Source organism: Paenibacillus sp. FSL R7-269 (assembly GCF_000517865.1).
Lineage (GTDB): Bacteria > Bacillota > Bacilli > Paenibacillales > Paenibacillaceae > Paenibacillus_AQ.
In genome coordinates this window covers 68,637-87,031 of record NZ_ASPS01000047.1, presented here as the reverse complement: position 1 = coordinate 87,031, position 18,395 = coordinate 68,637, and the positions used below count along the sequence as shown (strand labels likewise).

Annotated in this window: 19 protein-coding genes, 4 tRNA genes and 1 pseudogene; 19 read left to right on the top strand and 5 right to left on the bottom strand. The window is 51.0% G+C overall.

The genetic code is table 11. The features are described 5' to 3' along the window. Nucleotides 1-56: 56 nt before the first annotated feature. Nucleotides 57-551 carry a DinB family protein gene (locus C162_RS20770; protein WP_036697238.1) on the top strand — a complete coding sequence of 165 codons (495 nt, stop codon included), beginning with the start codon at nt 57-59 and terminating at the stop codon, nt 549-551. A 111-nt stretch (nt 552-662) separates the two neighbouring features. Continuing rightward, complete coding sequence (locus C162_RS36650) at nt 663-833, top strand: hypothetical protein (protein ID WP_200869223.1); 171 nt, start codon at nt 663-665, stop codon at nt 831-833. 191 nt (nt 834-1,024) lie between these two features. Here the strand turns inward: C162_RS36650 and cmpA are convergent, their stop codons facing one another. Both cmpA and C162_RS20765 read right to left on the bottom strand, forming a co-directional pair. Continuing rightward, nucleotides 1,025-1,162 carry a cortex morphogenetic protein CmpA gene (cmpA, locus tag C162_RS36060; protein WP_143804182.1) on the bottom strand — a complete coding sequence of 46 codons (138 nt, stop codon included), beginning with the start codon at nt 1,160-1,162 and terminating at the stop codon, nt 1,025-1,027. 119 nt (nt 1,163-1,281) lie between these two features. Then, nucleotides 1,282-1,641, bottom strand: coding sequence for a hypothetical protein (locus tag C162_RS20765; protein WP_036697237.1), 360 nt, complete (start codon nt 1,639-1,641; stop codon nt 1,282-1,284). Between the two features lie 120 nt (nt 1,642-1,761). Between C162_RS20765 and C162_RS20760 the strand changes: the two genes are divergently transcribed. Beyond that, the gene (locus C162_RS20760; protein ID WP_051493793.1) at nt 1,762-2,247 is read left to right on the top strand and encodes a SprT family protein; all 486 of its coding nucleotides are present in this window, start codon (nt 1,762-1,764) and stop codon (nt 2,245-2,247) included. Here C162_RS20760 and C162_RS20755 read toward each other — a convergent pair. Together C162_RS20755 and C162_RS20750 are read right to left on the bottom strand one after the other, a co-directional pair. Continuing rightward, nucleotides 2,244-2,885, bottom strand: coding sequence for a pentapeptide repeat-containing protein (locus C162_RS20755; protein WP_036697231.1), 642 nt, complete (start codon nt 2,883-2,885; stop codon nt 2,244-2,246). The two genes, C162_RS20760 and C162_RS20755, sit on opposite strands and share 4 nt — an antisense overlap. A gap of 36 nt (nt 2,886-2,921) precedes the next feature. Beyond that, on the bottom strand, nt 2,922-3,350 hold the full coding sequence (locus C162_RS20750) for an Lrp/AsnC family transcriptional regulator (protein ID WP_036697430.1): 429 nt from the start codon (nt 3,348-3,350) through the stop codon (nt 2,922-2,924). Between the two features lie 138 nt (nt 3,351-3,488). Between C162_RS20750 and C162_RS20745 the strand changes: the two genes are divergently transcribed. The 6 genes from C162_RS20745 (at nt 3,489) to C162_RS20720 (ending at nt 8,227) form a co-directional block, all read left to right on the top strand. After that, nucleotides 3,489-4,241, top strand: a complete 753-nt coding sequence (locus tag C162_RS20745; protein ID WP_036697228.1) for an MBL fold metallo-hydrolase — start codon at nt 3,489-3,491, stop codon at nt 4,239-4,241. Between the two features lie 84 nt (nt 4,242-4,325). Beyond that, a tRNA-Asn gene (locus tag C162_RS20740) sits at nt 4,326-4,401 on the top strand. Between the two features lie 6 nt (nt 4,402-4,407). Continuing rightward, nucleotides 4,408-4,496 (top strand) — tRNA-Ser (locus tag C162_RS20735). Between the two features lie 665 nt (nt 4,497-5,161). Further along, complete coding sequence (locus C162_RS20730) at nt 5,162-6,166, top strand: Gfo/Idh/MocA family protein (protein WP_036697226.1); 1,005 nt, start codon at nt 5,162-5,164, stop codon at nt 6,164-6,166. 42 nt (nt 6,167-6,208) lie between these two features. Next, nucleotides 6,209-7,132 (top strand): helix-turn-helix domain-containing protein, encoded by a 924-nt coding sequence (locus C162_RS20725; RefSeq protein ID WP_036697223.1) that lies wholly within the window; start codon nt 6,209-6,211, stop codon nt 7,130-7,132. 12 nt (nt 7,133-7,144) lie between these two features. Then, entirely contained in the window at nt 7,145-8,227 is a 1,083-nt protein-coding gene (locus tag C162_RS20720; RefSeq protein WP_036697220.1) for a Gfo/Idh/MocA family protein, read from the top strand. A 440-nt stretch (nt 8,228-8,667) separates the two neighbouring features. Here the strand turns inward: C162_RS20720 and C162_RS20715 are convergent, their stop codons facing one another. Further along, complete coding sequence (locus C162_RS20715; protein WP_051493792.1) at nt 8,668-9,498, bottom strand: type II CAAX endopeptidase family protein; 831 nt, start codon at nt 9,496-9,498, stop codon at nt 8,668-8,670. A gap of 646 nt (nt 9,499-10,144) precedes the next feature. Between C162_RS20715 and C162_RS20710 the strand changes: the two genes are divergently transcribed. The 10 genes and pseudogenes from C162_RS20710 to C162_RS36990 all read left to right on the top strand — a co-directional run bounded on the left by C162_RS20710 (nt 10,145) and on the right by C162_RS36990 (nt 17,906). Next, nucleotides 10,145-11,050, top strand: a complete 906-nt coding sequence (locus C162_RS20710) for a branched-chain amino acid ABC transporter permease (protein WP_036697217.1) — start codon at nt 10,145-10,147, stop codon at nt 11,048-11,050. A 12-nt stretch (nt 11,051-11,062) separates the two neighbouring features. Continuing rightward, a complete protein-coding gene (locus C162_RS20705) occupies nt 11,063-12,031 on the top strand; it encodes a branched-chain amino acid ABC transporter permease (protein WP_051493791.1) in 969 nt (322 codons plus the stop codon). Further along, complete coding sequence (locus tag C162_RS20700) at nt 12,000-12,782, top strand: ABC transporter ATP-binding protein (RefSeq protein ID WP_036697214.1); 783 nt, start codon at nt 12,000-12,002, stop codon at nt 12,780-12,782. The genes C162_RS20705 and C162_RS20700 overlap by 32 nt, the downstream gene beginning before the upstream one ends. A 4-nt stretch (nt 12,783-12,786) precedes the next feature. Then, a complete protein-coding gene (locus C162_RS20695; protein WP_036697211.1) occupies nt 12,787-13,488 on the top strand; it encodes an ABC transporter ATP-binding protein in 702 nt (233 codons plus the stop codon). Nucleotides 13,489-13,563: 75 nt separating this feature from the next. Continuing rightward, nucleotides 13,564-14,760 (top strand): ABC transporter substrate-binding protein, encoded by a 1,197-nt coding sequence (locus C162_RS20690; protein ID WP_036697209.1) that lies wholly within the window; start codon nt 13,564-13,566, stop codon nt 14,758-14,760. A gap of 241 nt (nt 14,761-15,001) precedes the next feature. Then, complete coding sequence (gene ald, locus C162_RS20685; protein WP_036697206.1) at nt 15,002-16,135, top strand: alanine dehydrogenase; 1,134 nt, start codon at nt 15,002-15,004, stop codon at nt 16,133-16,135. Nucleotides 16,136-16,277: 142 nt separating this feature from the next. Then, nucleotides 16,278-16,352 (top strand) — tRNA-Glu (locus C162_RS20680). A gap of 4 nt (nt 16,353-16,356) precedes the next feature. Next, nucleotides 16,357-16,439, top strand: a tRNA-Leu gene (locus C162_RS20675). A gap of 129 nt (nt 16,440-16,568) precedes the next feature. After that, nucleotides 16,569-17,531, top strand: a pseudogene (locus C162_RS37655) (IS4 family transposase); the annotation flags it as partial. Between the two features lie 228 nt (nt 17,532-17,759). Then, the gene (locus tag C162_RS36990) at nt 17,760-17,906 is read left to right on the top strand and encodes a hypothetical protein (RefSeq protein ID WP_235218485.1); all 147 of its coding nucleotides are present in this window, start codon (nt 17,760-17,762) and stop codon (nt 17,904-17,906) included. Nucleotides 17,907-18,395 lie beyond the last annotated feature (489 nt).

Sequence of the window (18,395 nt, the reverse complement as noted above, 5' to 3'; positions counted from 1 at the left end):
AATATGTTACAGTGCTCGTGTAACTTTTATTGGGGTTGTTTACAGGAGGGATATAGATGGAAAACAAAATTAGCGATGTGCTGATCGAGAACTGGGATTATGTGATGGATGTGGAGGATTGGCAGCCGCCGCTGAGTGCGGCGCTTGAAGGTGTGGACAGTGAACAGGCCGTCTGGAAGCCGGAGGGAGCTGCGGGCAATTCTATTTGGGAGAATGTTAACCATCTGACGTATTATAAGGAGCGTCTGTTGCGCAAGCTCAAGGGAATGGAGAAATTGCCTGATCTGGAGAGCAATGACGCTACATTCACTGTAACAGGAAGCGGGGAAGAGGACTGGAAGCAGGCGGTAGACAAGCTGAAGTCCATTCATGCCTCGCTGCGCGAGATTATTGTAGCTCTGGAGGAAGGCGCTTATGAATGGGGCGGCTCCGGGCATGCGCCAGGCGAAGAGGTCATGAGCCTGATTCTGCACGATGCCTATCATACGGGACAGATTGTACTGGTCCGCAAGCTGCAAGGCTCTTGGCCTGGCACCCGCCGTTTCGATTAAGCGCAGCAGCCATATTTTACAAGTGATCTGTTCGTAGGCGGCTCTGTTTCAGCTCCAAATCCCCGGGTTAATGGAAGACATGCAGCTATCAACGGAGAGGAGAGATTGAGGATGGAGCCGAATTACAAGGACAGAAGTGTTGAGGTTGAACGGACAGAGGTGCACCGCAAATCGGATTCCAGTCTTGTCGCATCCACGTTCATTAAATATGCAGCTTACATTATTATCACCTTCGGAGTTCTGTTTTTCCTGGTGAAATACGTATTCCCGATGTTCAAATAAGCCAGTTGCCCAGCTAAGTGCAGACTTGGACGGATTCACGCCAAAAAGCCACGAACCCCCTCAAGGGATCGTGGCTTTTTGTTCAAATATAAGAATGAATATGTTTCACGCTATACATTATCCTTCTATTTCCCGCCGAAACGGTACCGTCCTGTAAAAGGACGGCAAAGCCGTTTCCACTTGCATAACGGCTATACGTTCTTCTGGATCATCTCGTGGGAATCGGCGGTATTCCGGTAAAAGAACCAGCATTCATTCAGCAGTCTAATCTGACGGCAGTCCTTCTTGAGATAGGCCTTCATGAGCTGTTGGCGAAGCCATTGTGGCAAGGGTACCCCTCCTCTGCATGCTTCCTGTGTATAGATAGCATATGGGGGAATACGCCCAAAGGTGCACGGTTAGTTTCAGGTAGCCAAGCCGAATTTCACAAGGCCGCCCGGAACCGGCGTTACTGCACCCGTTCTTCTTCCTCTTCATACCATTGTTCAAGCTGGGCCTGGAGCGCCCGGATTTCGGTCAGTAGTGAGATCAGGGGGTAATGCTCCTCTTTAATAGAGGCAAAAGCCTGCTCCAGCCGGTTAATATACGCCAGCCCCGACTCCAGATGATGCTCTTCGCGCAGCAGCTCCAGCGCCTCGCATTCGGCCACCGCCCGCGGCAGTCCGGGTACATTCTCGGCTGTCAGCTTGTCGATTTCTTTGTTCAGGCGAAGATTGAGGGCGCTTAGCTGGTAAGCATATTCCTCCGGCATCTCCACGAATAGCAGTTCCTGATCCTGCTGCATAATTACGTAACGCATTCTAGGCATCTTTCATTCTCCCTCCGGACTTGTCTTCCTTCTTGACAGTGTAGCCTATGGGCAAGTTACAATTCAAGTAGAGATCTGATTTCCTTGAGGAGAGGACCGTGAAGGAACGCTATGACCAGTATGAGCAACGAAGAGCTGCAGCTGTGGATCGAGCAGGTGTCGCTGAACAGCTTTGGCGTGCCTTTCCGGCATACGGCGAGCTTTAACAGCAGACTTACGACAACCGGCGGACGATATTTTACCAAGAGCCATAATATAGAGATTAACCCCCAGCAGCTCGCGATGTACGGACGGGAGGAGACGGAGAAGATCATCAAGCACGAGCTCTGCCACTACCATCTGCATCTGGCGAAGCGGGGGTACATGCACCGGGATGCCGATTTCAAAACACTGCTGGCCCGCGTCGGCGGCAGCCGGTATTGTCAGACCCTGCCGGGAGCCAAGGCCCGCAAGCCGCAGCCTTACCGGTATAAGCTGGTATGTATTGCCTGTGCCACCGAGTATCTGCGTAAGCGCCGGGCCGATCCCGGGCGGTACCGCTGCGGTAAATGCTCCGGTAAGCTGAAGCTGATTGCGCTAGAAGCGGGCGCGGGTCCGGCTACTTAATTTTTGATAACCAGACCTAGTAGTCCGGCAAAAGAAGCCGCCTGCTCCGCAGAGATGATGCAGCCCTCCAGATCCTGAAGATCCACTAGCAGGCCGGTGAACTCGCAGTCGCTCAGGTCAACACCCTTCAGCTTGCAGCCAGCCAGCGTGGCCTGCTCCAGATTACATTCCGCGAGATACAGGCCGTTCAGGGTGGACTGGTAATAATCTGCGCTGACCAGCGAGCTGCGTTCGAAGGAAGTCCCTTTGAAGTTAGCGAAACGGAAGACCGCGAATTCCCCGATACATCCGGTGATGGATACATTTTGAAATCGTGCTCTGGTGAAGTCTGTACCGATCATGCGGCAATCCCTGAACTCGGTCCGGTGTATGAAGGCGTCGCTGAAATCCACATTGGACAGGTCGCAATGATCGAAGATCACATCGGTAAGCTCAATGCGCTGCAGCGAGGATTCCGTGATGGTGACGTTTTTGAAAATAGTCTTGTCGAAAGCTACCCGCGTAGCCTCCTGATATTCAATGAGCGCTCCTTCAATGAGGCAGTTGCTGAATTCGTCCTTGGAAGCAAGGGCGTGAATGTCCTGCGGCGTAAGTAGCCCGGGATCTGTGATTCTGGGTGGTTCTATCTTGTTACTCATGTCGGCCTCCTTGGCAGTTCCTAGCCTTATTTGTCCTTATTTGATCTGGCCCATGTCCAGGTTGACCCGGTAATTGCCATACTTCAGCAGTTCATCCAAAAAAGCGGTCAGCGCCTCCTGATCCACAGTACGCACCCGCATCCAGTAACAGCCCTCCCCGCTGATGCGGTAGAGCTCGGTGACACTCTCATGGGCCTTCGCAAAAGCCTGAAAAGGCGGATGATCCTTATTGCTGCTGAGAAAAACCGTGATAAAGGCGTGAATGCTCTGGCCGATCCGCAGCGGGTTATAACGGATGGTGTAGCCCTCAATGATGCCAAGCTCCCGCATTCTGCGGACACGTGCGCCTACAGCCTGGCCGGTCAGGTGGACCATCGCCCCGATATCCTTATGGCTTAAGGTGGAGTCTTCGATAAGGAGCTGGAGGATGCGGTAATCGGTATTGTCGATGAGGTAAGAGGTCATTTCCTTGAATTCCTTTCCGGCTGAAAGCAGAACATAACAATCTCTTTCGCGGCACAATGTCTTCTCTTCTTGCCCTGATTTATACTTATTGTATCAGAAAGTGAACATAAGGTAGACATCCGGGAAGAGGTGCATATGATGAAAATAAAGCTGATCCGCCACGCCACCCTATGGCTGGAATACGGCGGTGCAACGTTTCTGATCGATCCCATGCTGAGTGTGCAGGGCGTGAATCCGCCGATTATGAATTCAGGCGATGACCGCCGGAATCCGCTGGTGCCTCTGCCGGGCCCTGTTCAGCAGTGGCTGGAACCGGATGCAGTGCTGGTCACGCATCTGCATCCGGATCATTGGGATGCTGCGGCAGCAGAGCAGTTGTCCAAGGAGTTGCCGGTGTATTGCCAGGAAGGTGACGGAGAGACCATTGCGGCCCAAGGTTATGGGCGAGTTACTGAGATTAAGGATAGCGGGTCTGCGTCCTTCGGCGGTGTGACTCTGACGCGTACAGGCGGGCATCACGGGACAGGGGAGATCGGAGAATTAATGGGCAAGGTTTCGGGTTTCGTTTTTCGGGCGGAAGGCGAACCTGTGCTGTATCTGGCAGGCGATACGATCTGGTGCGAAGAGGTTCAGCAGGTGATAGAAGAGGAATCGCCTGAGGTGATCATTGTCAATGCCGGAGGGGCACGGTTCCTGATAGGAGGGCCGATTACCATGGATGAGCAGGACGTGGTGCAGGTATGCCATTCCGCTCCGGCTGCTTCGGTAATTGCTGTGCATATGGATACGATTAACCACTGCCGTGTGACGAGGGAGCTATTGAAGGAGCGGCTTGAACAGGAAGGTCTGTCCGCCCGCGTTGCCATTCCGCTGGATGGGGAGTGGGTCTGAATTGTAAACGATCTCAGAATCTCTCGCTACCCGCTTGACTAACCTGTAGAATCATGATAAATTAATCCTTGTTCATGTTAATGTTCCCTGATAGCTCAGTTGGTAGAGCACTCGACTGTTAATCGAGTTGTCACAGGTTCGAGTCCTGTTCGGGGAGCCATTACTTGGAGAGATACCCAAGTGGCTATAAGGGGACCCTCTGCTAAGGGGTTAGACTGCGTAAGCGGTGCGAGGGTTCGAATCCCTCTCTCTCCGTTCTTGAATTAACACATAAGGAGCTCATATTGAGCTCCTTTTTTTTGTTTTTAGAAAATTACAATTTTCTTCTGACGTGCATATGAAAAACCGAATACAATTTGCTGGGCGAAGGTATCTGGCCCGATTGTATATGAAAAACCGAATACAATGTGTTGCCGCGAAGGATCTCGGGCCAAATATATGCGGAAAACCGAACACAATGCACTGCCATAACGGGAAGTGGCTAAACGTATACGGGAAACGAATACAATCGGTACTGCTGTGATAAAGGAGGGGGCCTTGCTCCGCAGCCCGTAACCTTGTAGAGAAATCCTGCAAGAAGTGCAGCAATACGGCCCAATAGAAGCGAGCAGTACTGAAATTCTGCATGAAAGGCAACAAAGCTAGCGCTAGGTTGCACTAAACACCGGAAATCCTGCAAATGATGCAACAATGTACCAAAGTCCGTAATATTTTTAGAAGAATCCTGCATAATGTGCAACAATGTGATTCATATAAGCGGGTCCCTTTAGCGGGAAACGCTGAATCCCTGGAAGATACGATTTTCCTGTCTGATGTCGTAATTCCATATAGTCGATGTCGCATTTATCTACTAAAAATACTGCTTATTATATGATACTTTATAGGTGATGTCAGAATAATGTATATGGAGGTGCAGGCGGGTGAGCATTAAGATTGGCAAGATCAGCTTTTGGCATGTGCATGCCTGGGATTATACGAAGCAGGCTCAGGAGCATGAAGATACGGAGATTGCTGCGGTATGGGACGAGGATGCGGAGAGGGGCAGGAAGGCGGCAGAGAGTTTGAATGTCCCATTTTATGATTCTTTGGAGGACATGCTTGCCAGGAAGGATATCGATGCCGTGATTGTCGACGCGCCAACCCATATGCACCGGGAGGTTATGATTGCGGCGGCCAGAGCAGGCAAGCACATCTTCACCGAAAAGGTTGTAGCTGCAACGCTGAATGAGGTGAACGAAATCCTCTCTGAGGTAGCGGAGCATGGAGTGAAGCTAACCGTGTCCTTGCCGCGGCTAAATGACGGTTATACGTTAACGGTTCAAGACATTTTAAGCCAGGGACTGCTGGGGGAGATCACTTATGTCAGAGTCCGCTTATCTCATAACGGCGCAACGGCCAACTGGCTTCCCGAGCATTTTTATAGTCTCGAGCAATGCCAGGGCGGGGCATTGATTGATCTGGGATGTCATCCCATGTACCTGACCAGACTGTTTCTGGGTCAAGAGGTGACCGGGGTAAGCGCGAGCTTCGGATATGTGACGGGCAAGGAAGTGGAAGACAACGCGGTAGCGACGCTCTATACCGGTTCGGGAGCGATCGGTGTGGTGGAAGCCGGCTTCGTGAACAGCTACTCCCCTTTTACCATAGAAGTGCATGGAACGGAAGGAACTCTACTCTATGGAACGCCTGAAGCGAAGCTGCTTGTTAGAAGTAATCAAGCAGCAGATCAAGGGGCTGCCTGGAACGATACGCCTGTGCTGGCCAACCGTGATAGCGCTTTTGAGCAATGGGTGGCCCACATCCAGGATGACACGCTTGCTTCTGACAATATTCAAGCGGCAACGGAGCTTACCCGGTTAATGGAGGCGGCCAATCTCTCGGCGAAGGCAGGACGGGTGGTCCGGTTAGCCGAACTGAAGTCTTGATTCAAAATCCGAGACAGAACGTAACCTAAGCAGGAGGTTAACATGAGCCCTTTTCCCTTCGAGATTATGTTTGAGAAGATGGATCTGTTGGAAAGATTGGATATTTCTATCCTGTGGGGACATTATGAAATTTCCGTTCTACGGTTTCATTTGACCTCTTTTCCGCCGGGGAGGGTCATTGATTTCCATAACCATGCTGAATTTGAATTTCATTTCATACCGCGGGGCAAGGGAACCGTCATTCTTGGCGATCAGCAGTATCCTTTATCGGAGGGAATGCTCTATTTGACCGGACCGGGAGTGATGCATCGTCAGGAAGCAGATGCGGAAGAGTCGATGGAGGAGTTATGTCTGCATATCCATATTGCGGAGAAGCCCCGGAACGATGCAGACCCATGGGAGGTTGCCGAAGCGGAGGAATGTGTGGAGAAGCTGAGGAGGCTGCCGCTTGTCCCTGCGCAGGATTATCACAGGGCGATGAAGTGTTTTCTGGAAGCCTATGAAGCCTGTGACGGCAAGCTTGCGGGATATTACACATCCATCAAGCATCTCGTGATCAGTATCTTGCTGAAGGTAACCAGAGCTTATGATACAGGCGGGATGGGAGCTGAGGCACCCGTAAGGGACATGTTAACCTACCGCTATCAATATGCTGTTCAGTACATGGAAGCGAATTATTCAGCCGCCGTGACGCTGGAGAATGTTGCAGAGAAGCTGAATATCAGCGCAAGACAGCTGCAGCGGATATTTAAGCAGATCGATCCGGATCAGACCTTCAGCCGGATTCTTGAAGAGATCCGGTTGAAGGCAGTGTGCAGCAAGCTTGAAGCCAGTAACCTGTCGATCGAACATATCGCGGAGTCCGAGGGGTTCACCACTGCGACCTATTTGCATTCGGTATTCCGCAAGCGGCTGGGCATGACTCCGGCTGCATACCGCAAGGCCCGAAAAATACATGAACAGTGAGGATGTGCGGCGATGAGCAAAGTGTATCGTGTTGGAGTGATCGGCTGTGGAGGGATTGCGAACGGGAAGCATTTGCCTGCCTTAAGCAGACAGGATAAGGTTCAAGTGGTAGCTTTTTGCGATATTATCAAGGAACGGGCTGAAGCGGCTGCTGAACAATATGGCGGTGCAGATGCTGCTGTCTATACGGACTATCAGGAATTATTGAAGGATGCTTCCATTGATATTGTTCATGTGCTTACTCCTAATGACGCGCATGCGGAAATATCCATTGCAGCCTTGGAAGCGGGCAAGCACGTGATGTGTGAGAAGCCCATGGCCAAAACAGCGGCGGACGCCAAACGTATGGCTGAAGCAGCGAAACGTACTGGGATGAAGCTGACCATAGGGTATGACAACCGGTTCCGGCAAGACAGCCTGTATCTGAAAAAAGTCTGTGAAGCAGGCGAGCTCGGCCATATCTATTATGCGAAAGCACATGCGATCCGGCGGAGAGCGGTCCCTACCTGGGGGGTATTCCTGGATGAGGAGAAGCAGGGGGGCGGCCCGCTCATTGATATTGGAACCCATGCGCTGGATCTGACGCTCTGGATGATGGACAACTACAAACCGAAGGTTGTGCTGGGGACCAAATACCACGAGCTCTCCCAAAAAGAAGATGCGGCCAACGCCTGGGGACCCTGGGACCCGAAGAAATTCACCGTGGAAGACTCTGCGTTCGGGATGATTGTAATGGAGAATGGAGCAACGATTACGCTGGAGGCGAGCTGGGCGCTGAATTCGCTGGATGTGGATGAAGCCAAGTGCAGCTTAAGCGGAACCGAAGCGGGTGCGGACATGAAGAACGGTCTCCGGATTAACGGGGAGAAGCATAGCAAGCTCTACACGAATGAAATTGAGCTTGGTGCCGGAGGAGTGGCCTTCTATGAAGGCAAAGAAGAGAAAGCTACGGATATCGAATTAAGAAAGTGGATCGAAGCGATTGAGCAGGATAAAGATCCGGTCGTGACTCCTGAACAGGCTTATGTGGTCTCCCGGATTCTGGAGGCAATCTATGAATCGGCCCAGACGGGGAAAGCGGTTTATTTGGACTAGGCGGTCATTGTCGGGTCAGATCTCAGATTTCGTAAAAGCTTCAAATGTTAAAAGAGCAGCGATTCTCTCGTTATTGGAGAATCGCTGCTTTCTCTTTTTGGTCCATTGATGCATGTTTTAATAGTAACTCCATTTTACCAAAGGACGGTTTCTTTTTTGTGCTAAAAAAATGTGTTTTCGCATCCCGCTTAAACAGCGGAGCGGACGGAAAGATTGTGAAAAAGCGGTAGCGGTCGCCTTTGTGTCCGGATTTTCACCGCTAAGGTAAAAAATAATGAAATCTGGACACAACAGCGATTGTAACAACGTTCCGTTTGCGCAGCGTCCATCCAAGTGCTTACGTTGATCCCACTCCGCATAAAGATCTGTCCTAGGCAGCCATTTCATGGCTTTTTGAGACAGCCCCTTACTCTTTGTCTGTTTTTTTGCCGCATTTCCACCTACAACCGGGCATCCTTTACGAACGCAGATCTTCTGTAGAAGAACCACGCTGCAATCACGAGCGTAGCAGCCACCAGTATCCCGGACTCGCCTGTCCAGAGATAGGCATTCTTCCCGCTGGTGTACCGGTCGAAAGCGTCCTGAATGATAGCATTCCATGAGGCGTGGAGCAGAACCGCCGGCCATATGCTCCCCGTGCTTAAGCGCAATAGACTAATAATGATGTTAAATGAGCTGATGGTTACCATGAACAATACGATCGATAAGGCCAGGGAAGGGCCGGAATAGTAGCTGCCGATTAGAATCGCCGGGATATGCCACATGCCCCAGATCAGTCCGCTCATGAGAATAGGCTTCGAGACGCGGGCTTGGATGAGCCGGGTCAGCATGTAGCCTCTCCAACCTAACTCTTCTCCGGCACTGCTGATGATTCCCATCGCGGTCCCAACAGACATTTGAATCAGGATCGCCCCGACTAGCGCACCGACAACATTGCCATTGTGGCCGGTATACTCCGTCAGTCCTGTGATCCAGGCTGCCCCGTAGGCCACCAAGCCAACCGCCACCGGCAACAACAAGATGAACGGAATCGTCTTCAATGTGCGCCGTCCCCCGAACCTCAGGGAGATATCCGCGAAGCCCTCACGAAGCAGGATACGGGTGAGTATGGAGGAGATCCCGGGCGCCCACATCAGCAGCAAGCCGTACACAGGTGTTACAGTAAGGGCCAATATGTAACTTATAGCCGTAAGGGGTATAAGTATCAGGAAGAATACTAGCAACCCTCTCCTGGCAGATTGGACGCTCTCCTCTTTTTCGATGGTGCTCATTTCAATTTCACTCCTTTGAATGTGTGTAATGCTTGGTAGAGTATAGCAACGAACGGGGAAGTGAGGAACAACCTGGAGCCCAGCAGGCCATTGGGACCTTGGCCCAGTCATCTATGAGACTGTAGATGTAGGGAAACTTTTATACGCATAATCTGGACCTCTGCTACCGCACACTGCTGGTTCAATCCGTTACCTCTTTAATTAAAAATATAAGAATTTATAGGTTTCACATGATAACTTATCCTTCTATTTCTCGCTGAAACGGTACCGTCCTTTACAGGGACGGCAAATCCGTTTCCACTTGTTGAAGGAATGATGCTGTAAAGAGACAAATGTTATATTAATTGCGCAGAAAAAAAGTATTGTATAAGAAAAGGAAACAACTTCTAAAACGTTCCTGCTTAAAAATCCTCTGTTTTTCTACTGTTTTCTACGCATTTTTCGTAAACCTACAAAAACCTACCGAATCCTACATATATCATGTTATGTAATATAACACCAACTATTGAATTTTGTATTAATTCCCACAATTATTAGTGACGATTCTCCGACCTTGTGTTAATATAAATGACATCATAATCCAAGAATAGAGAAGCAGCACAGAGAAAGGGGTATACAAGATGAATATGGGGAGAAGGGGATGGCGATGGAGTATTTCATTCAGCAACTAATAAACGGGATTTCCGTAGGCAGTATTTACGCTCTGATCGCCCTTGGTTACACAATGGTGTACGGTATCATCAAGCTGATTAATTTTGCGCATGGCGATGTATTCATGGTTGGGTCGTTCATCGGTCTGTACAGTGCCAAATACCTGGCGAATGCCGGATTGCCGCCGATCGTTGTACTGCTCTTGTCGCTGATCATCTCGATGACCATCAGTGCATTGCTCGGTATCAGCATTGAACGTCTGGCGTATAAGCCGCTTCGTAAGTCCACTCGAATTGCAGCGCTGATTACAGCGATCGGCGTATCCTTCCTGCTCGAATATACCGGAGTCTTGATCCTCGGGCCGCAGGCCAAGGGCTTCCCGGATATTATGGATAAGAAGCAGTATCATCTCTTCGGGTCCTCCATCCAGGTCGAATCCAACCAGATCATGATTCTGCTAACAACGATTATTCTTATGCTTGTACTGCAATATATCGTTCGTTACACCAAGACGGGAAAAGCTATGCGGGCCGTATCCTTCGATGTAGAAGCGGCGCGGCTGATGGGCATCAACGTAGACCGCACCATTTCAGCCACCTTCGCAATTGGTTCGGCGCTTGCCGCTGCAGCGGGCGTGATTTTCGGAATGACGTACAATTCGGTTGATCCGCTCATGGGCGTAATGCCCGGGCTTAAGGCTTTTGTCGCGGCAGTACTTGGAGGGATTGGCAGTATACCGGGTGCGCTTGTCGGCGGATTGCTGCTGGGAACGGTTGAGACAGAGATTTCTTCACTCGGGTTCTCCTCCTGGCGTGATGGTGTAGCCTTTGCGGTACTGATTCTAATCCTTATCTTCAGACCATCCGGACTGTTCGGCAAGAATGTCCGGGAGAAAGTGTAGGGGGAAGCTGCCGTGAAAAAGATAAATAATAAGTTCTGGCTGGGCATACTGACCGCCCTTGCGTTCTATGGAATCGTAAAAGTTCTTCTAACAACGGGAATTCTTAGTGATGTGAATCAGTCTATGCTGCTGCTCATCGGGGTTAACATCATGCTGGCCGTGTCGCTGAACCTGATTACCGGGATTACCGGGCAGTTCTCCATTGGTCATGCCGGGTTCATGTCAGTGGGTGCGTATACCTCGGCGATCCTGACTCTTGACTACAATGTGCCGTTCATTCCTGCGATTCTTGCGGGTGGGCTGCTGGCAGCGGTATTCGGTGTATTGATCGGGATGCCTACGCTCCGGCTTAACGGGGACTATCTTGCTATTGCCACGCTGGGGTTCGGTGAGATCATCCGCATCATTATGCTGAATACGGAATTTGTCGGCGGAGCTTCAGGGCTAAGCGGTATTCCGGCCAAAACCACCTGGACCATGCTCTTCTTCTTCACTCTGATTTCAGTTGTACTGATTAATAACTTCATTAGATCTACTCACGGCCGGGCCTGTATTGCGATCCGCGAGAATGAGATTGCCGCTGAGGCGATGGGGATTAATACGACACGCTACAAAATCATTGCCTTCACTATCGGTGCGCTGTTTGCCGGAATGGCGGGCGGCCTGTCAGCCCATACGTTCTATGTTATTACGCCAGGCAGCTTCAACTTCCTGAAGTCTTTTGAAATCATCGTCATGGTTGTTCTCGGGGGGCTGGGCAGTACCGCGGGCTCTATCGTGGGTGCGGTGTTCGTTACCCTGCTGTATACCTACTTACGTGAATTCCCGGAATGGCGCATGATTATCTACTCCATTGTGCTCATTCTGATGATGATCTTCCGTCCAAGCGGCCTGCTTGGCGTAAGCAAATTCTCATTTGGCAAGTTCGGCAAAAAGGAGGCGAAGGCAAATGACGCAATCAAGAGCAGCGGTACTCCTTGATGTGAAAGCGGCCAGCCGGGCCTTCGGCGGACTGAAGGCGGTCAGCGAGGTATCTCTTCATATTGATAAAGGCGAGCTGATCGGCCTGATCGGGCCCAACGGTGCAGGTAAAACCACACTATTCAACCTGTTGACCGGAGTGTACCCGCCATCGTCGGGCAGGATTCTTTTGAATAATGAGTCTATCGGCGGGATGAAGCCCTACAAGATCAATCATAAAGGCGCTGCGCGTACGTTCCAGAACATCCGCCTGTTTACGGCTATGACGGTGCTGGAGAACGTCAAGATTGCCTTCCATCAGCATGCGAAGCACTCGTTGTTCTCTTCGATGCTACGTCTGCCGAAGCATTTCCAGGGCGAAGAGGAGATTACCCGGAAGGCGATGGATATTCTCTCCATCTTCAATCTGGCTGATCAGAGTGAAGAGGTAGCGAGCAACCTGAGCTATGGGAATCAGCGGCGTCTGGAGATTGCCCGGGCGCTTGCGGCCGGACCCAAGCTGCTCTTGCTCGATGAGCCGGCTGCCGGGATGAACCCGAATGAGACGCGTGACCTGATGAATCTGATCGCCTGGATCCGGGAGGAGTTCGACCTGACGATTCTGCTGATTGAGCATGATATGTCACTGGTAATGGGGGTCTGCAGCCGCATCTACGTGCTGGACCGCGGAATACTGATCGCTGACGGAACGCCGGCGGAGATCCGCAACAATCCGAAGGTCATCGAAGCGTATTTGGGACAGGAGGCGTAGGGCTATGCTTACAGTACAAGGGATTAATGTATATTACGGAGCGATTCATGCCTTGAAGGACCTCAGCATCACCGTCAAGCAGGGGGAAATTGTGACGCTAATCGGTGCCAACGGCGCCGGCAAGTCAACGCTGCTTAAGACGCTCTCGGGGCTGCTGAAGCCCAAGACAGGAAGTATTGAATTCCTGGGTAAATCGATAACGAATCAAAGTGTACAGGCGATTGTCAAAGAAGGGCTGATCCATTGTCCCGAAGGACGGCGCGTATTCGCTAATATGTCGGTCGAGGAGAATCTCGAATTGGGCGCCTACCTGCAGGATGGAAGCAGTCTGGCTGCGGACTTCGCGAAGGTATACAACACCTTCCCGCGATTGCTTGAGCGCAAGAAGCAGCAGGCGGGAACCTTGTCCGGCGGGGAGCAGCAGATGCTGGCGATGGGCCGGGCAATTATGGGCCACCCGAAGCTGCTGCTGCTGGATGAACCGTCGATGGGGCTGGCGCCGCTGCTGGTCCAGGATATTTTCAAAATTATAAAAGAAGTCAATGATGCCGGAACCACTGTATTGCTGGTCGAGCAGAATGCGCACCAGGCACTTAAAATCGCTGACCGCGCTTATGTCCTGGAGACAGGCCGGGTAGTGCTTGAAGGGGATGCCAAGGAATTGGCCGACTCCGATGAGATCAAAATGGCTTATCTCGGGCACTAAGCAGGGTATCCATCGTACAGCAGCATCACAGAAACAACATATATAAACTAAATAATCAGGAGGCTGGGAGAAACTATGAAGAAAATTGGGGCCATTATCTTGTCGGCAGTATTGACTGCGGTATTAGCATCCGGCTGCGGCAACAACACAGAGAACAGCGGTAACTCTGCAAGCGGCGGCAACACGGCCGGAGGCACCATCAAGATCGGGGCTGACCTTGAGCTCACAGGCGGTCAGGCTTCTTTCGGCGACTCCGCATCCAAGGGCGCGAAGCTGGCGGTTCAGCAGATCAACGCCGCAGGCGGTGTACTCGGCAAGCAGCTGGAACTGGTAGTTGCAGACAATGCATCGAAGTCTGAAGAAGCTACCCAGGCGGCACAGAAGCTGATCACCAATGACAAGGTCGTGACCAATATCGGCGCATCCACTTCGACCAATACGCTGGGGATCGTTCCGGTAGCTATGGAGAAAAAGATTCCGCTTGTCTCAGTAGGGGCTACCAATCCGAAGGTTACCGTGGATGAGCGCAGCGGCAATGTGAATGAATTCGTGTTCCGCGCAGCGTTCATCGATCCGTTCCAGGGTGAGGTAATGGCTAACTTTGCGCTCGATTCCCTGAAGGCTAAGACGGCTGTCATCTATACCGATACTTCGTCCGACTATTCCAAGGGTCTGCAGAAGTTCTTTGAAGAGACCTTCAAGGCCAAAGGCGGCGAGGTGCTCAGCCAGGAGTCCTACCAGCAGAAGGATTCGGACTTCAAAGCAGTTCTGACCCGCATCAAAGCAGCGAACCCGGATGTCATCTACCTGCCTGGTTACTATGAAGAAGTAGGTAAAATTGTGAAGCAGGCCCGTGAAATGGGCATCACCGTTCCGTTCCTGGGCGGCGATGGCTGGGATTCCCCGCAGTTGGCGGAAATCGCCGGTGCCAAAGCGCTGGAGAACACGTTCATGTCCAATCACTACTCGCCAGAAGATACAGCTCCTGAAGTAACCAGCTTCGTGGATGCCTACAAAGCGGCTAACGGCGGAGCAGTACCAGATGGTATGGCGGCCCTGGGCTATGATGCCCTGAAGCTGGTGGCTGATGCGATCACCCGCGCCGGTGAAGCCGATCCGGCCAAGATTACAGAAGCACTGGCAGCGACTAAGGATCTGCAGCTCGCTACAGGCAAAATCACTCTGAACGACAAGCATGACCCGGTCAAAGCCGCAGTTGTGCTGAAATTCGTTGACGGGAAGCAAACCTTTGAAACCAAGGTTAATCCTTAAGCAGTGAAATTGCATATACTAAGGTGAAGGGAACGGGGAGCCGGTCTGCAGGAGGCCAGGGAGCCTCTTGCCTCACTTTAACCGTGAAGAGGAAGGCCCCGAATGGGAGCCTTTCTTTTCGCATCTCACAAGGATAGAATGTTGACTATACTTACACAACTAAGCAGATGCTTCCGGAGCGAGTTGTGCCGGTGAGATATCAAGGAAGGCTATGCTTACACAACTTTTAGGGGGAATCGGCATGATTATTGGCGTACCCGCAGAAATCAAGAATAACGAGAACCGCGTCGCCATCACCCCGGCCGGGGTGGAAGCACTCCGGAAGGCAGGTCATGAAGTCTACATCCAAGCTTCAGCCGGAGCAGGCAGCGGCATGGGTGACAAGGAGTACTCAGATAAAGGTGCAGTGATTCTGGATACGGCTGCTGAGGTCTGGAGCAAGGCAGAGATGATTATCAAGGTGAAGGAGCCGCTGCCGGAGGAGTACGGTTATTTCCGCAAAGGCTTGATTCTATTCACCTATCTGCATCTGGCACCTGAAGCGGAGCTGACCAAAGCGCTGGTGGAGAGCAGTGTGACCGCCGTGGGCTATGAGACGATTCAACTTGAGGACGGCTCGCTGCCGCTGCTGATTCCGATGAGTGAGGTCGCCGGACGCATGGCGGTGCAGATTGGTGCCGGGCTGCTGGAGAAGCCGCATGGCGGCAAAGGCGTTCTGCTGGGCGGGGTACCTGGCGTACAACCGGGAGAGGTGGTCATTGTCGGCGGCGGAATTGTCGGCACAAATGCGGCGAAGATAGCACTGGGCATGGGGGCACGTGTCACCGTTCTGGATCTGAATGCGGGCCGTCTGCGCGCGCTGGATGATATTTTTGGCGGACGGCTGGTGACCGTGATGTCGGATTCCTATCATCTGGAGCAGGCTGTGCGCCGTGCGGATCTGCTGATCGGGGCAGTGCTGATTCCCGGTGCCCGTGCGCCAAAGCTGGTTAAGGAGTATATGGTGAAGCAGATGGAAGAGGGCTCTGTCATCGTGGATGTTGCAATTGATCAGGGCGGGTCGATTGAGACCATTGACCGGATCACCACACATGAGAACCCGACGTATGTGAAGCATGGCGTAGTCCACTACGCCGTAGCCAACATGCCTGGAGCGGTCGCCCGGACTTCGACACTGGCGCTGACCAATGTGACGATCCCCTACGCGCTACAGATTGCCAATCTGGGCATTCATGCGGCTGCGGTGAAGAACGCTGCGCTTGTGAGCGGCCTGAATGTGGTAGCTGGACAGGTAACCAATGCTGCAGTGGCCGGGAGTCTGGGGTATGAATACGCGGATGGAATCCAGGTGCTGGCTGCGGGCGGGGAGAAGTGATCTTAAGAGGGGAGAAGCAGAGACTGCACACTGTAGTTCTCCCCGTATTTTCCAGGAAAGTTGACCTTCAAAAAAAGGCTTGTCAAATGGACTAAGGTTTGATATACTCATTTTTGTTGTCACAAAGAAAAAACATAAATTTGGCTCGTTGGTCAAGGGGTTAAGACACCTCCCTTTCACGGAGGTAACATGGGTTCGAATCCCATACGAGTCACCAATATGCGGTAGTGGTGGAATGGCAGACACGCTATCTTGAGGGGGTAGTGGGTGTATACCCGTGGAGGTTCGAGTCCTCTCTACCGCATACTAGGAAATGAGCAGGAACTCTTGAATGATCAAGGGTTTCTGTTTTTTTATTATTATTAACTCAACTTTCGCACCTAGAAAAATGGCTTAAACCCTTGAGCGCGTAAGGAGAATTCTGTAGGTTTACTTGTATTTACAAAACACACCTCGCTTTTCCAAACTTTTTGCCACTCTTCACCTTGGAAAAACCTTAAGGCAAGTGGTATTTCAAATCTTTAGATCTTTCCAGTTTAGCCATTTTTCAAATCGTATTCTCGTTAGTTTTCGAAGGAAAGAACTGGTTTCAGCTTCTGGAAAGCGACCGTGCAGCAGATCTTCCTGGTAAAGATGTTGTTTACCGTTTTTTAAATCAAGCTTCGTTTGCTTGGCGACGCTTTTTGCAGGCTTTAAGTCTTCGTATTGTATGTCATTTCGAATCGCTTACCTCTTCTCAGCTCGTAAGTGTGTTCATTATCGGCGATTCCGTTTTGAGCCGAAACCGTAGCAAAAAAGCAGAGTTTTTAGTACGCGTCTTTGACCATTCTATGGGCAAATTCACTAAGGGCTACACCATACTAACCCTGAATTGGTCGGAGAAATTTAGCTTTGCTCCACTTAATTTTGTCATGCTGTCTTCCGCTAAAATCACCAACCGGGTATGCGAAATGTCTAGGGCTCTCTCCAAGCGCAGTCATGGGTACAAACGCCGGCTGGAGGCTTTTTTCGGAAACCAGATGCGGTCGTGGCTATGCTAAAACAGGCACTGCATACAGGATTTACCGCCGACTACGTCCTTATGGATAGCTGGTTTACACAAGCTCCACTTCTTCGTGAGCTTGCGGCCCAGGGGCTTCCTGTTATTGGTATGGTGAAAGAGATGAAGCGGCGTTATCTCGGGCAAGGCAAGCGACTGACACTGCGTGAGGTATTTCAAAGCCTTCCTGCCTCGAGGGCAAAAGACATTAAAGGCTCCGTCATCGTACAAACAGCTTGTGGACTACCCATAAAGCTTGTTTTTGTCCGCAACCGGAATGAAAAATGGGAATGGCTAGCCATTTTAAGTACCGATGTGACGCTGGATGCCGTTGAGATTGTAGGGTTCTACGGCATGTTCCGTTTTAAACAATACGGTAACAGCGAGGCCACTGAAAAACTAACCTTTCCTGGTAAAGTCACAATCATATCTCAAAAAGACGACATCCATTCGTTTCTTCCGAATGGATGTCGTCTTTTTCTTGTTATTATTAACTTTCGTTTACTCCAAGAACCTAAGGGTAACATAATCTTAGGGAGGGGAGGAGCCCTGCTTTGTTTACGTTTCTCAAGGAGGTACGAATGAGTGAATGCCAAGCGGCTAACGAAACCTAAGGAAAAAGTTCAAGAACTCCAAGGAAAGTTAGGTCATGCGGTCAAGGAGAATAATAAGCGTAAATTCCAAGCCTTGTACGACAAAGTCTACCGGTGGGATGTACTATGCGAAGCCTGAACACGGGTGAAAGCGAATAAGGGAGCTGCGGGAGTGGATACCGTAACGCGCGCAGATGTTAAAGAACAAGGAGAAACAAGATTCCTCAAGGAATGCGAGCGAGAACTAAAGGAAGGCAAGTACCATCCGCAGCCCGTACGGCGGCACTACATTCCCAAGAAAGATGGGAAGCCCAGACCGCTAGGCATCCCGACCTTACGGGACCGAGTGCTGCAGATGGCAACTAAACTACCGGTCAAAGTAGTTCAGGTAGATATTCGCAAGCGAAGAAGAGCCAACGGAGGAGATGGATGACGTACGGTTTGATGAGGAGGGGTTGGTTTAAAGCCAGCCCTTTACTCTAGTTCAAAAAAACTGTTGCTCATGATTCTGTTATAACTGTGTTGACGAATATAGCATTTTACTCGTTTTTAAGAGTGGTCGAGGGAAATGGAGATTTTAACTTTGTTTGAATGAAAAGTACCTTTTTAGACATTTATATTAAAAAAA

Bases quoted from the DNA above. Each gene is read 5' to 3' on its own strand.
- ald (WP_036697206.1), top strand. From the start codon at position 15,002: ATGATTATTGGCGTACCCGCAGAAATCAAGAATAACGAGAACCGCGTC.
- C162_RS20755 (WP_036697231.1), bottom strand. From the start codon at position 2,885: ATGAGTAACAAGATAGAACCACCCAGAATCACAGATCCCGGGCTACTT.
- C162_RS20700 (WP_036697214.1), top strand. From the start codon at position 12,000: ATGACGCAATCAAGAGCAGCGGTACTCCTTGATGTGAAAGCGGCCAGC.
- C162_RS20725 (WP_036697223.1), top strand. From the start codon at position 6,209: ATGAGCCCTTTTCCCTTCGAGATTATGTTTGAGAAGATGGATCTGTTG.
- C162_RS20695 (WP_036697211.1), top strand. From the start codon at position 12,787: ATGCTTACAGTACAAGGGATTAATGTATATTACGGAGCGATTCATGCC.
- C162_RS20710 (WP_036697217.1), top strand. From the start codon at position 10,145: ATGGAGTATTTCATTCAGCAACTAATAAACGGGATTTCCGTAGGCAGT.
- C162_RS20715 (WP_051493792.1), bottom strand. From the start codon at position 9,498: ATGAGCACCATCGAAAAAGAGGAGAGCGTCCAATCTGCCAGGAGAGGG.
- C162_RS20750 (WP_036697430.1), bottom strand. From the start codon at position 3,350: ATGACCTCTTACCTCATCGACAATACCGATTACCGCATCCTCCAGCTC.
- C162_RS20765 (WP_036697237.1), bottom strand. From the start codon at position 1,641: ATGCCTAGAATGCGTTACGTAATTATGCAGCAGGATCAGGAACTGCTA.
- C162_RS20745 (WP_036697228.1), top strand. From the start codon at position 3,489: ATGAAAATAAAGCTGATCCGCCACGCCACCCTATGGCTGGAATACGGC.
- C162_RS20770 (WP_036697238.1), top strand. From the start codon at position 57: ATGGAAAACAAAATTAGCGATGTGCTGATCGAGAACTGGGATTATGTG.
- C162_RS20760 (WP_051493793.1), top strand. From the start codon at position 1,762: ATGAGCAACGAAGAGCTGCAGCTGTGGATCGAGCAGGTGTCGCTGAAC.
- C162_RS20690 (WP_036697209.1), top strand. From the start codon at position 13,564: ATGAAGAAAATTGGGGCCATTATCTTGTCGGCAGTATTGACTGCGGTA.
- C162_RS20720 (WP_036697220.1), top strand. From the start codon at position 7,145: ATGAGCAAAGTGTATCGTGTTGGAGTGATCGGCTGTGGAGGGATTGCG.
- C162_RS36650 (WP_200869223.1), top strand. From the start codon at position 663: ATGGAGCCGAATTACAAGGACAGAAGTGTTGAGGTTGAACGGACAGAG.